Source organism: Pseudarcicella hirudinis (genome assembly GCF_900115665.1).
Lineage (GTDB): Bacteria > Bacteroidota > Bacteroidia > Cytophagales > Spirosomataceae > Pseudarcicella > Pseudarcicella hirudinis.
This window is the reverse complement of the sequence record NZ_FOXH01000001.1, coordinates 133,491-147,043: the sequence shown is the minus strand read 5'-3', so window position 1 is coordinate 147,043 and position 13,553 is coordinate 133,491. Positions and strand designations below refer to the sequence as shown.

Below are 13,553 nucleotides of genomic sequence, written 5' to 3'. Positions count from 1 at the left end.
AATCTGCAAAAAAGTATCTATTCCAGCCTTTCAGAGCATAATTTACAAATGACCAGCCTCCATCGGGTTTATTTTTTACGACTCTCTATATTTGGTAAAAACCCTGTGATAATGCCGATTAGGGGAAGAAAAGCACATAAATGAAATACATAATTGATGCTTGTCTGGTCTACCAGTTTTCCTAAAACAGCTGAACCCAAACCTCCCATACCAAAAGCCAGTCCGAAAAACAATCCGGAAATCATTCCTACTTTACCCGGAACAAGCTCCTGGGCATATACCAGAATTGCGGAAAAAGCGGAGGCAATAATCAAACCAATCATGATGGAGAAAGCCGCTGTCCAGAACAAATTCAGATAAGGCAAGGCCAATGTGAAGGGAGCCACTCCCAGAATTGAAATCCAGATAATGTATTTTCTGCCAAAACGATCACCTAATGGCCCACCTGCAAGGGTTCCGGCCGCAACAGCCGCCAGGAAAATAAACAAGTAAACCTGAGATTGCTGTACAGATAAATGAAATTTATCAATCAGGTAAAAAGTATAATAACTCGTCATACTCGCCATGTAGAAGTACTTGGAGAAAATCAGCAATAACAAAATAATCAATGAAAATACAACCCTGTTTTTTGACAACATGGGTTTAACTTCTTCTGCGCTTTGTTTCCCTACAGCCCTCAAATTCAACTGTTTGCGGTACCAGAAACCTATTTTAGATAAAATAAGAATTCCGGCAATCGCGACAAGTCCAAACCAGATAATATTAGACTGTCCGTAAGGAATTACAATGATCGCTGCTAAAAGCGGACCGATTGCACTTCCCGCATTACCTCCCAGTTGGAAAATTGATTGTGCTAATCCTCTTTTTCCTCCGGATGCCAGGTGAGAAACCCTTGATGATTCCGGATGAAAAATAGAAGAACCTATTCCTACCAGACTCACAGCCAGCAAGATGGTAGCGTAGCTGAGTGCCATAGAAAGAAAAATCAATCCCAGTAATGTAAAACCCATACCGATAGCCAATGAAAATGGCTTTGGCTTTTTATCGGTATAAAAACCTACAAAAGGTTGTAAGATCGATGCCGTAAGCTGATAGGTAAAAGTAATTAACCCGATCTGCGTGAAAGTCAGATGGAATTCATTTTTCAGTAAAGGATATACAGATGGAATTACCGCCTGTAACATGTCGTTTAATAAGTGGGTAAAGCTTATCGTAAAAAGTATGGGAAAAATGGTTTTTTGGACCATTTGTTTATTCGTTGTAATGGTTTCCATGATTATTTATGTGTTTTTAATGATAAATCAGATCATCAGATGATTATGTGAAAAAAAATTATTGCGAAAGATGGCCTGTAATTTTAGCTACAGTCTGCCAGGCACTTTTAGCATCCTGATCGATAATGCTGTTTAAAAGGTCACGGTGTAAAGATTCTGTCTTTATGAAAACTTCAGTATTTGAAAACTGGGTCAGGAAGATGTTTTTAAGCCGGATACAAAGTGTTTTATATAAATCGGCCAGAATATCATTTTTTGAAGCCTCAGCAATGGAGATATGAAACTGAATATCTGCTTCCACACATTCTTCCAGTAAATTATACTGAGCGGCTTTTACTCTTTTTTCCAGAAAAGAACTGATTTTCTCAATATCTTCCTGTGTTCTTTTCAACGCTGCCTTTTCAGCTATTTTCATTTCCAATAACTCTCTTACTTCATCCATATCTTCTGAAGTAGCTCTTTTCAATCGCCGGGTTAAAGGTTCATTAATGCCCGAATGATCTTCTACAAAAGTCCCCAAGCCTTGCCGGACCCTCAGATAACCGGAATTTACCAGAATTTTAATAGCTTCTCTCACGGTTGAGCGCCCCACACCAAAACTTTTCATCAGCTCAGATTCTATCGGCAGCTTTTGATTAATGGCATAAAATCCTTCAGAAATAAGTTCCTGAAGCTTTTCTGCTAATTCTTCCGCTAAAGATTTTCGTTTAATAAGTAATTCCGTCATGATACATCCTATCATCTGATGATTACAAATCTAACAGGAAGATTTTAATTATCATATCATTTTCTGAAAGAATTTATTGAGCCTGTTTGCTGACTCCGCGGACAGGCTCAATAAATAAAGTTTTGCAGGCTGCAATTACTCTCTGATCATATTGACGATTTTGGGGAAATTTTTGTCAAAATGGTGATTCCCTTCCAGAAATTTAACGACTAAACCGTCTGTTTTAAAGTTCTTCGCCGTGGCAGAATCTTCTTTATCACCGAATACGCAAACGGTTTTCACTTCTTTCAATGATTTTGTTTCGCTGATAACATTATAACTTTTCGAAGAACCGCCAATCCCCAGCATATCAGCCACATGTATCTCAAAATCGCTGGTTTCAGAAGGAGAAAGCATGGTAACTGATTTCATCTGGCTTTTCAGATTTTCCGGAAGTCTTCTAACGATAAACGGCATAACATCTGCTCCGAAAGAATAACCTACCATTCTGATTTCAGTTTTGTTCCATAACCTGGAATAATAGCTCAGTATTTTCGAAACATCTGCGGCTGTCTGTTCCGGTGTTTTCTGGTTCCAGAAATACTTCTGTGCATCCAGTCCTATCGAAGAGATCCCGGATCTGGCCAATTCTTTGGCAATACTATCATCAAAATCCGTCCAGCCTCCGTCACCTGAAATGAAAAACGCCATCTCCGGATTACTGCTGTTTCCGGCAAGATTCATTATGATCGGCAAACCTGCAGGCAATGCTTTTGGCAGGCTTTCGGCTGGTTTATGAAAAACAAGATTCTGGTGTGCTAAAATGGTCTGGAAAGATGCTTTGAACTGAGGCATCCAGTTTTTTTGCACGCCAAATCCATGGCCTACCCGGGTGAGTTTCACCAGATTGGCATTCGGCATATCTTTCAGGTAGGCTTCGGTAGCCTGAAAGGGACATACCTGATCTCCGGTACCCTGCAAGGCAAAAAACGGAGCACTAAGGTTTTTCACTTTTTCGATATAATAGCTTTTCTTTGGTTTTAATACATGCATGGTCAGGCCATTACCTTTGCAAAGAGGTCTGTCGATTTCAATATCAGGACAAAAACCCAGAGAGATTGCCCCGGCAAAAGTATTCTCAGGAGCCTGCGCAAGTGCAGCATATGCCAGTGTAGCACCGGAGGAATAGCCAATTAATACCGGTTTTACATATTGCGGAAATTTATACTTTTTTTGCAGAAACAGACTAAGGTTCTCAAAATCAGAAGCAGGGTAATAACATTCAGATTTAGAGGATTTTATCATTTTCAGGTAATGGATAATATTAATACCGGCCACCATAGCATTTAAAGGAACCAAAGCCTTTGCCATGTCCACCACGCCTGAATTCCATCCCCCATCTCCTGAAATAAAAAGAATCAATGATTTAGGCGTTTGGCTTCCTTTGTAAACCGAAACTTTTCCGAAAACATCGTAAGAAATACTGTCGCTGACTACATTTTGGGATTTTGCGGCAAGATTAGTAAAAATCAAGAGGCAAAGAAGCAGTTTTTTCATCATATTCTTAAGGTTTAATAACTTTGGATAAAGCCTGAGGAGCTTCTACCAAATCAAAATAATCATCATAAATCAGATATTTATTTACCCAAAGCGGAGCAAACTTATCTTTGTAATCGTGCAAGCCTTTGTATCGGGCAAACTGTTTGAGATTTTCAGCTGCAAATTTGATGGTTCTTTCCGGTAAATTCTGCGGGTTTTCAATGCCCGTCATGGGAGCAAACCCCAAATTAACGGCTTTATAATTTTTTGATTTAAAGTATTCAAACAGCGAAATCATGAGATAATCCATAATTCCGTTCGGTGCATCTTTTGTTTTCCGGATCAGATCATAAGTAGCCTCTCCCGGTACAAAATCCGGTATGACATTAATAAAAGCAACCACTTTTTCATCCGGACTTTCAACGGTCAGAATTGTTTGATTTTTCAATTCATTTTTGTCAAAAAGACCCTGAGAAAATACGATTTCATCATATTCTGTATCTTCCAGCCATTCATCCGAAACGGCTTTCAGTTTCTGCAATAATCCGTCTTTTACCGGAGCTTCATAAATTCTGGTAACAAATCCGGCCTGATTTACTTTGTTATAGGCATTTCTGATATTTTTCTTGCTTGTCGCCACAGAAAAGTCAGTGATGTCCAGAACCGCTTCCTGACCTAGCAAAAGACTGTTTTTTCCCAATTCTTCGTAAACACTCTTACTGCTCTCTCCTACCCTGTAATAAAAGCTCTTCATGCCGTTGAGTTGACAAAACTGATCAAATTGAAGGATCATCTTTTTCATTTCAGCCGGATCTTTACAAACGGGATCCTCCAGTACTACTGCTCTGTTTCCGGAGATTCTGTATGAAATAAATCCCTGAATATCAGCCGGAAAAAAGAATAATTTATCAAAATAGGTTTTGAAATAATCCAAAGGCCCGCTGCCATATTCATTTCTCAGACTTACTGCTTTTTCGAAATCCTCCTGTCCGGTCTGACTTTTAAAAATATAGGGTCTGACGAGCGTGTAAAGCAGGAATGCCATGGAAGTCAGGCCCAAAGCCCTTACCACAAAGATGAAATTTCTGGCAAAAAGTGTTTCAGGATTTATTTCATTACTCCCGATCTGGAAAAAATAAAGTAAGGTATATTTAACTGATTCCGTCAGACTAAAATCCTGGGAGAAATGGATCGTATCAAGGTAATAAAAGGCTCCTATACCAAAAATCATTACTGTTGCCATGGCAAAAACAGCAGTCATAATTCCGATTCTGATATATTTCCACTGGCTTTTTATATAATAAAGTCTGCGGGTATAAATCAGTGATAAAATCACAAAAAAGGCTAAAATTGCCTCTTCATAATCAATTGCTTTCGTCAGGTGGCCAACCAGTGAAATAACTGATAAAATTAAGGCAACATACCATGCTGCTTTAAGTCCTTTTGCCAGAAAAATTCCGATAATTATCAGAAAAACTCCTGCTACAAAAACCAGGTAGTTAGCAGTATTGATGGCTTCAACCGGAAGGTAATCAAGCAGTAAATCCAGGCGAAGCTGAATAGCCGGAGTAAGTACAGACAAGATATTGATTAGCCCGAGTAATACAATCAGAAAAGGTGGAATCAAACGCAGAATGACATTGTTTCTGACAAACAAAAAACTGAATATCCCCGCCACAAGTGGCAGCCAGAATTCAAAAAGACGATACAATAAAGTAATAGCTACTGCCTGTAATACCGAAAAACCATAACGGCCCAGAACCAGGGTCATAGAAACTTCTATTGCTCCCAGTCCCCTCAATAATGGTGAAATAATCAGGAAAATCACCGAAATGATATAAGCCACGGAAGCTCCTGTAAGGGAAAGTTCCAGATGAAAGGCTTTCATGGCAACAATCAGGTGCAGAATCCCTAAAAATTCAATCAGAACCGAACATAGTACTACGTACAGAAATTGCCGTTGGGAAATACGCTGTTCCCGGTAACCCATAGAAATCAGGTCAAAATCCGGATAAAACCTTCTGGCTAATCCATAAACAATTCCTCTGTTTTTCAATGAAATATAAACCCAGAATAGTAAACCCACCAATAAAAGCAATCCTGCAAGGCTTAACACATCGTTATTCGAAAGTCCCTGAGCTACAAACACATAACCCAGCACAGGAACACCCACCAGTAATACAGATAACAGCCCGACAAAGGCATAAATGGCAGAAGCAAAATGAATTTTAGCCTTGTCGATACGCTGATTTTCAAGATTTTTAGTAAAAAACAATAAAGATGCAATCCCTCCTGCGGGAAGAAAAACACTGACAAAATTTCTTTTCAGAAATAAATTCAGAGCGGAGAGAAATGAGACGGATGCCTCTACCGATTTAAAACTGAATACATACATCAGCGATTGTAAACTGATATACAAGCCAGAAATAGCAATACCGGCTAAAAGCCAGACCCCGTCGACATTTTTGAGAAGAGACTTGATCTGCACTAATTCATCGCCTTCATGCTTGAAGAAAAAAATCGCGGCACTTATAAAGAAACCTGTAAGTATAACCTGAAGAAAATTATATTTATATTCCCAGACAAAATCTCTGACAGAAGCTAATTTCAGTTTATCAATCATATAATTCAAGGTTCTGAGTAAATACTCCAATTTAAAAAATTCACAATAATTTAGCAAAATTCAAGCGGTTTTTAGCTTTCATTTTCCTTTCTTTGACTATGATGCAGAAATATAGTAAAAGGATTAAACCTTTGATTATTTTCCGGTTCAAATCGATGATTATCTCTTTAAATTAATAAAAACTCAACCCGTTCACAGATTATTTCAACTTGTTTCTTTCAAGCCCGATGGCTGTAAAAAGAATATATTTAAGGTAAGAATCTTTAATCTGAGAACCTAAAATTTTGATCTTATGGTATTGGAACAGCTCAAATATCTTATCTCTGAGAATGACCAGCTTCAATTAACTGATTACACTAATTCATTGAATCTCAATGACCTGGTAGATTCTATTGAAAAACTACCGCATCAGCACCAGACTACTGTTTTTGATACACTTTATCCTCCTTTGGCCTTGAAAACTTTCAAATTCCTGGATTTTAAAGCTCAGCAGACTTTATTGAAGGAATTACCCGGAGAAAAAGTTGCCCGGCTTTTAAATGATTTACCTCCTGATGACAGGACCGCATTTCTGGAAGAAATGCCCGGACATACTGTAAAGGAATTCATCAAACTTCTTTCGGAGGAAGAACGAAAAATTACGCTTTCTCTCTTAGGATATCCCGAACAAAGTGTCGGCAGATTGATGACTCCGGATTATATCGCCGTAAGAAAAGACTGGACTATTCTGGAAACGCTGAACTATGTACGCGAAAACGGGAATGATTCAGAAACTGTGAATGTCATTTATGTAATTGATGAGACCGGGAAGCTTATAGATGATGTAAGAATCAGGGAAATTCTTTTTGTGCATCCTTCCAAAAAGATTTCTGATATTATGGACAATCGTTTTCTCAATCTGCTTGTAACTGATGATGAGGAGGTTGCGATCAGTATTTTCCGGAAAAACAACCGATTTGCCCTTCCTGTAACAGATGCAAACGGCATTCTGCTGGGAATTGTAACGATAGATGATGTGTTGCGTCTGGCAGAGAAGGAAGATACGGAAGACATTCATAAAATCGGGGGTACAGAAGTTTTGGATGAACCCTACATGCAAACGCCTTTTCTTGAACTGATGAAAAAAAGAGCAGGCTGGCTTATCGTTCTATTTATCGGAGAAATGCTTACGGCAACTGCTATGGGGTATTTTGAAGATGAAATCTCTAAAGCGGTGGTATTGGCACTGTTCGTTCCACTGATTATTTCAAGTGGTGGAAATTCAGGATCACAGGCGTCAACGCTGATTATCAGAGCAATGGCACTGGGAGAAATTACGCTGAAAGACTGGTGGAAAGTCATGCGCCGGGAAATTATGTCAGGAGTCTTCCTGGGAATGGTTTTAGGAATAATCGGATTTATCAGAATTGCTGCCTGGACTTTATTCAGCAATATTTACGGGGCACATTGGTTACTGGTCGCTTTTACAGTAATGTTCTCTCTGGTAGGTGTTGTTTTATGGGGCACTATTTCGGGTTCAATGCTGCCATTAATTCTGAAAAAAGCTGGGGCCGACCCTGCCACTTCTTCTGCTCCTTTTGTAGCAACCCTTGTAGATGTAACAGGATTGATTATCTATTTTAGCATAGCATTTCTATTTTTTAAAGGAACGTTACTGTAAAAAGAATGTGGAATAATTGATTTTACCCCAAATATCAAAGGGCTTCTCTCTTCCGGAAAAGCCCTTTTTTAAAATTATAAACCCATTTCATCAGCACTCGGTCCATAACTTCCCGGAATAGGAATATCCAGTAAACGAAGAAATACCCCCAATTGAGCTCTATGGTGAACAATCTGACAGAAAATCATGCGGATTACCTCAGCTTTTGTCATCGTGAAATAAATCTCGTCTCCGTTTCTCATCGTCCATTCTTCTTCAAGTCTTTCTTCAGGCGTAACAGAAAGCTGAGCCTTGCTGTCTTCCAGCGCTTTTTCGAAAAATGACAATACCTCTTCTCTGTTATTTAAAACCTCCTGTTTAAAATCTCCCCCGCCAAAATCAAGAACATCTGTGGTAACAGCCAGAGTAATCATGGTTGGTAGTTCCGCAATATGCGTTGATAAACTACGGATGGTCATACTTTTAGGATGAGGACGCCAATCGAATTTATCGTTTGGAATAATTGAGAGCATCTTTCTGGTAGTCTGAGCTTCCTGCTCCATTTCTTTGACTAATAAAGGAATCATTGCCATAGCTGTAAGTTTTTTTGTTTGACGATACAAAGTAAACAGCCGGATATGACAGCAGTATGTCAGCAGTGTTTCAGCTTTTTACAGAATTTTACCTGAAGTCTGAAGCCTGTTTTATTCATTCTTATTAATCAGCAAAAAGTCCGTTTTCTGCAAAATTTATTATTTCCGGTTTACAGGCTAATGAAGACAAAAAATATTCATGTTTTCCTTTAAATTGCAGGCAATTATTTCCACATGTAATGTTAAAACCAAACCAGCTATGAAGAAAATAAACGGATTACTCCTCCTATTAATCATTACTGTAAATTCGGCACTGGCTCAGTCTCCGAGATTAATTGTCCGGGGAGATGACATGGGTTATTCTCATGCAGGAAATGAAGCAATTATTAAATCTTTTAAGGAGGGGATAGAAAGCTCTATCGAAGTAATTGTGCCTTCTCCCTGGTTTCCGGAAGCAGTAAAAATGCTGGAAAAAAATCCGGGAATTGATGTCGGGATTCACCTGGCTATCACCAGCGAATGGGATAATATAAAATGGAGACCCGTATCAGATTGTCCGAGTTTAAGAGACAAAGACGGGTATTTCTACCCAATGGTTTTCCCAAACAAAAACTATCCCCGTTTGTCAATCAGCGAAAATGACTGGAAAATTCAGGATATTGAGAAAGAGTTTCGTGCTCAGATTGAACTGGCACTCAGGAAAATCCCGCAGATCAGTCATATTTCCTCGCATATGAACTGCACCAATCTTACCACTGAAGTAAGAGACCTGACGAAAAAACTGGCAAAAGAATACAAAATAGACATAGACCTTGCTGATTATCAGGTTAGTTATATCGGATATGTCGGGCCCAACAAAACGGCAGACGACAAAGTGCAAAGCTTTATGAAGATGCTGGACAAATTAGAAAAAGGCAAAACGTATCTCTTTGTCGACCATCCGGGATTCGATAATGACGAGGTTAAAGCAATTCATCACATCGGCTATGAAAATGTTGCCAGCGACAGACAGGGAGTTACTGACCTGTATACAAATCCGAAAATAAAGGAATACATCAGACAAAAGGGTATTTCAATAATCGGTTATAAAGATTTAGTACACTAAAATATTTGTACCAACATAAATAACACTCTATTTTTAAATCAGAAAATCTATTCATCCTATGCCATTAGTATTTGTAAAAGAGCAGAAAGTAGAGGCAGGTGCGCGCCTCGGGTCTATGATTCTGGATCATTTTATCATGACCATGATCGCCATGATTTTTGCGGTTCCCGGAATGGTGGTAAATTTTGCAAAAGCATTTGAGGTAACTCATGAACAAAATCAGGTCAATTTTTTCGGAAAATTCATGTTTCTGAGCCTTTTGGGCTTTGCTCTTTACCTTTGTAAAGATAGTATCAATGGCAGAAGTGTCGGAAAGCTGGTAACAAAAATGCAGGTAGTTAATAATGTCACCGGAGAAGTTGCTTCTCCTTTCAGATGCCTGGTCAGAAATATTTTTTGCATCATTTGGCCGATAGAAGTCATTTTCGTGGTGATAAACCCTGAAAGGCGTTTGGGAGATATTGTCGCCGGTACCAAAGTGGCATTATTTGATCCGGAGACCAATCAGCCCAAACCCGATTTGATAAAAACAGGACTTGCCATAGTACTTGCTTACCTGATTATGCTGCTTTTGCCAGCCCTTTTTACTTTTTGCAAAAGTCCTTAGACAATAATATTACCTATGTTGAATCTTCTTTTAACCTGCAAAGCAGCAAAGCCACTGAAAAAGTGCTTACTGATAGTCTCGGAGACTATCTGACAGCAGATGTAAAAGTGTATGATAAAATAGTAAACAAGAATCTGAAATACGTATCTGTTATCCTGTTTCTGAAAAAGAACTATCTGGAAGATGACAGTCAGGCGAAGGAACTTAAAAGCATGGTGACTCCAATCATATACGGAATTTTTCCTGAGAAAACTTTTTCCGGAAAAATAAAGATGGTTTATCGTTCAGACAGTAATATGCAGATGCAGACTTCTTCCATCGGGCAGGATTTATAGCTTTTCCGGAGTGAATTACTGGTATGGCCGGACAACCATACCTGTAATTCATAAGATTCTGTGTTTTATTTTTACTGGTGTTGACCCGTTTCCTTTTTAAACCAAAGATGTTCTACCTCATCCAGTTCAAAGGATTCCTGAAATACAAAACCGGATTTTTCCAGTACTTTCTCTGATCCGGAATTTCCATGTTCTGTCATGGCATAGATTTCCTGAAGTTGCAATACCTCAAATCCGTACGTCAGAATTGCTTTGGTAATTTCAGTGGCATAACCCAATCCCCAGTATTTCCGGATAAATCTATACCCTAAATCATAAAAATTACTATGAGAATTTACCGGATTTTTCACCAGTTTCAATCCTGCCCATCCTACAAATGAATTGGTTTCCTTTTCAATAACAGCCCAGCTGCCTACCCCGTTTGAAACGTATTGTTCTCTGATAAACAGTATTACCTCCCGACTTTCCTCTATGGTCAAAACAGGTGTTTTTCCCAGAAATTCGTGAACCTCCGGATCAGCATCCAATTCAAACATTCCTGTATCATCCGAAAGCTGTAATTCTCTTAGCAGCAATCTTGGTGTTTCTAAAATAATGTCCATCTGTTTGTCTCCTCACTATGAAAAATCAATAACTTGTCTCATCCAATTTCACTTTTCCTCTGAAAGTCCAGAATACAAAACTGGTATAAACACCCACGAGCGGCACTCCGATTGCAGCAAAAGTAAGCATGATTTTCAGTGATTTATCTGTAGAGGCACCATTGAATACAGTTATATGCAAATCCGGGTCGATCGTGGAAAGTACAATATTAGGAAACAATCCCACTGCAACCAGCACCATCAATATCGCCGTAACCATAGCTGAAGAGAAGAAAGCAGCTCTGTATTTCCGTTTCGAAATCTGGCGGGTAATATTTGCAACTGCAAGAATAGCCAATACCGGAAATCCGAACATATAAGGCACTTCTTTATACCTTGCCACCATATGCGGTACAAAAAGCAAGGTTGTTACAGAAGTCAGCGCAAACATCATTACAAAGAAAATTGTCGTATTTTTTACCAGAATAGTCAGTTTGGCATAAAGACGGTTTTCTGTTTTCATCACCAGATAAATCGCTCCGTGCATCATAAAAAGTGCCAGTGTGGTCACAGAAATCAGGATCGCATAAGGATTAAAAAAGTCCAGAAAAGTACCTTGATAAACATAATTTTTATCAATGGCAAAACCCTGAATAATATTTCCCAGAACCAGACCCAGGGAAAGTGCAATGATAATGCTGGAAACACTGTAACTGATATCCCACATTTTTCTCCACCAGATCATAGGTTCTTTTGAACGAAATTCTATAGAAATAGCCCTGAAAATCAGCATCACCAGAAAAACCATAAAAAGCTCATAAAATGCCGAGAAGACTGTAGCATAAACCACCGGAAATCCGGCAAAAAGTGCTCCGCCTCCTATAACCAACCAGACTTCATTTCCATCCCAAACAGGGCCAATTGCATTCAAAGCAATCCTTCTGCTTTCTTCTTTCTTGAAAAACAGGTGCAATGCCCCAGCTCCCAAATCAAAACCATCCAGGATAGCATAACCACTAAAAACGCCTCCTACCACTAAAAACCAAAGTGTCGGAAGGGGTAAACCAAATATTGTTTCCATAAATAATTGTCTTTTATTGGTTTAAATATCTTTCTGCTGTTGCCCAAAAACCGCTAATCCAGAATCGGATTATCTCTTTTTGAAGATTCCGGAACTTCCTCTATGTGCATATGCGTATCGACAGGACCGTGTTTGATTTTTTTATTCAAAAGATATAAAAACAGGCAAAACAATAATATATAAACCAGTGTAAAGAGAATCAGGGAAAAAACAACCTGCTCGGCTCTCAAAGATTGAGAAAGAGCATCTGAGGTTCTTAAAAGTCCGTAAACCACCCAGGGCTGGCGACCAACTTCAGCGGCATACCAGCCTACCTGATTACCGATCTGTGGCAATAACACTGCCCAGGCGAAGATATGCAAAAGCCATCGCTGTTCGAAAAGTTTTCCTTTCCAGAGCAGAAAAGAAGCCAGAAGAGTAAGGCCAATGAGGATCATACCAATTGAAATCATGATATGGTACATCTGGAAGACGAAATTCACCGCAGTAGGCCGGTCTTTTTCAGGAATTGCGTTTAACCCTTTCACAGGAGTCTTAAAATCCTGATGCAGCAGAAAAGTCAGCCCTCCCGGGATTTTCAACCCCGAAACTTCCTGTTTCTTTGCATCTACCCAACCTAGCAGGTACATATCTGCCACCGCCAGTGAATCAAAATGTCCCTCAAAGGCAGCCAGTTTGGCAGGCTGATTTTTAGCAACCCCATCTGCCGAATGATGTCCGGTAAATAATTGAAGCAAGGAGGCTGCTGTTGCCACGGTTAAGGCAATTTTAAAGCCTGCTTTGGCAATTTCAAGGTGTTTTTTACGAAGAATATAATAGGCATTTACGCTTAAAACCAGAAAAGAGCCTGCTAAAAATGAACCGATAATTGCGTGAGAAAGCCTGTCCATACTTGAAGGGTTGAAGACCATCTCCCAGAAATCAGTGATAACTGCTCTGGCTTTCAGCCCCTCTCCCTCTATTCTGAAACCTGCCGGGGTCTGCTGCCAGGAATTTGCTACTACAATCCAAATGGCAGAAAACATAGAACCCAGGGCTACCATAATCGTGGAGAAGAAATGTACCCTGCTGCTTACCCGGTTCCAGCCAAAAATCAGTATTCCTAAGAATCCTGACTCTAATGCGAAAGCAAAAATGCCTTCTGCCGCCAGCGCACTTCCAAAAACATCACCAACATATCTCGAATACACAGCCCAGTTAGTCCCGAACTCAAATTCCATCACAATTCCGGTTGCTACACCAATCCCGAAAATTAAGGCAAATATTCTGATCCAGAACCTGGTCATTTGCTCATAAATTATTTTTCCGGTTTTCAGATACATTCCTTCCATAATGACAAGCACAATGCCCAGGCCAATGCTAAGAGGCGGATAGATGTAATGAAAGGCTATTGTAAAGGCAAACTGAATGCGGGAAAGGATTTCAGTATTCATAAGTGAGAAGTGTGTTTGAGATTTACACGACAAAGAA

12 protein-coding genes are annotated in these 13,553 nt (G+C 39.3%); 4 read left to right on the top strand and 8 right to left on the bottom strand.

Going from position 1 to position 13,553, the window contains the following annotated elements:
* Positions 1-68: 68 nt before the first annotated feature.
* The 4 genes from BM179_RS00465 to BM179_RS00450 form a co-directional block, all read right to left on the bottom strand.
* Positions 69-1,274 (bottom strand): MFS transporter, encoded by a 1,206-nt coding sequence (locus BM179_RS00465; protein ID WP_092010497.1) that lies wholly within the window; start codon positions 1,272-1,274, stop codon positions 69-71.
* A gap of 58 nt (positions 1,275-1,332) precedes the next feature.
* Entirely contained in the window at positions 1,333-2,001 is a 669-nt protein-coding gene (locus BM179_RS00460) for a FadR/GntR family transcriptional regulator (RefSeq protein WP_092010494.1), read from the bottom strand.
* A 135-nt stretch (positions 2,002-2,136) separates the two neighbouring features.
* Positions 2,137-3,540, bottom strand: a complete 1,404-nt coding sequence (locus tag BM179_RS00455; RefSeq protein ID WP_092010492.1) for an AcvB/VirJ family lysyl-phosphatidylglycerol hydrolase — start codon at positions 3,538-3,540, stop codon at positions 2,137-2,139.
* 4 nt (positions 3,541-3,544) lie between these two features.
* Complete coding sequence (locus tag BM179_RS00450; RefSeq protein WP_092010489.1) at positions 3,545-6,142, bottom strand: phosphatidylglycerol lysyltransferase domain-containing protein; 2,598 nt, start codon at positions 6,140-6,142, stop codon at positions 3,545-3,547.
* Between the two features lie 292 nt (positions 6,143-6,434).
* Here BM179_RS00450 and mgtE point away from each other — a divergent pair, with 292 nt between their 5' ends.
* Positions 6,435-7,802 (top strand): magnesium transporter, encoded by a 1,368-nt coding sequence (mgtE, locus tag BM179_RS00445; RefSeq protein ID WP_092010486.1) that lies wholly within the window; start codon positions 6,435-6,437, stop codon positions 7,800-7,802.
* Positions 7,803-7,876: 74 nt separating this feature from the next.
* Here the strand turns inward: mgtE and BM179_RS00440 are convergent, their stop codons facing one another.
* Positions 7,877-8,374 (bottom strand): DinB family protein, encoded by a 498-nt coding sequence (locus BM179_RS00440; RefSeq protein ID WP_092010483.1) that lies wholly within the window; start codon positions 8,372-8,374, stop codon positions 7,877-7,879.
* A 259-nt stretch (positions 8,375-8,633) separates the two neighbouring features.
* Between BM179_RS00440 and BM179_RS00435 the strand changes: the two genes are divergently transcribed.
* From BM179_RS00435 to BM179_RS00425, 3 genes are read left to right on the top strand one after another with little or no spacing between them, the layout of a single operon-like run.
* Entirely contained in the window at positions 8,634-9,479 is an 846-nt protein-coding gene (locus tag BM179_RS00435; RefSeq protein WP_092011927.1) for a polysaccharide deacetylase family protein, read from the top strand.
* Positions 9,480-9,537: 58 nt separating this feature from the next.
* On the top strand, positions 9,538-10,086 hold the full coding sequence (locus BM179_RS00430) for an RDD family protein (protein ID WP_092010480.1): 549 nt from the start codon (positions 9,538-9,540) through the stop codon (positions 10,084-10,086).
* On the top strand, positions 10,071-10,421 hold the full coding sequence (locus tag BM179_RS00425; protein WP_092010477.1) for a hypothetical protein: 351 nt from the start codon (positions 10,071-10,073) through the stop codon (positions 10,419-10,421). The genes BM179_RS00430 and BM179_RS00425 overlap by 16 nt, the downstream gene beginning before the upstream one ends.
* 71 nt (positions 10,422-10,492) lie before the next feature.
* Here BM179_RS00425 and BM179_RS00420 read toward each other — a convergent pair whose 3' ends face one another.
* The 3 genes from BM179_RS00420 to BM179_RS00410 are packed head-to-tail and all read right to left on the bottom strand — an operon-like array spanning position 10,493 to position 13,516.
* Positions 10,493-11,023 carry a GNAT family N-acetyltransferase gene (locus tag BM179_RS00420; RefSeq protein WP_092010475.1) on the bottom strand — a complete coding sequence of 177 codons (531 nt, stop codon included), beginning with the start codon at positions 11,021-11,023 and terminating at the stop codon, positions 10,493-10,495.
* A 25-nt stretch (positions 11,024-11,048) separates the two neighbouring features.
* Positions 11,049-12,083 carry a cytochrome d ubiquinol oxidase subunit II gene (gene cydB, locus BM179_RS00415; RefSeq protein ID WP_092010472.1) on the bottom strand — a complete coding sequence of 345 codons (1,035 nt, stop codon included), beginning with the start codon at positions 12,081-12,083 and terminating at the stop codon, positions 11,049-11,051.
* Between the two features lie 53 nt (positions 12,084-12,136).
* Positions 12,137-13,516, bottom strand: coding sequence for a cytochrome ubiquinol oxidase subunit I (locus BM179_RS00410; RefSeq protein WP_092010469.1), 1,380 nt, complete (start codon positions 13,514-13,516; stop codon positions 12,137-12,139).
* Positions 13,517-13,553: the final 37 nt, after the last annotated feature.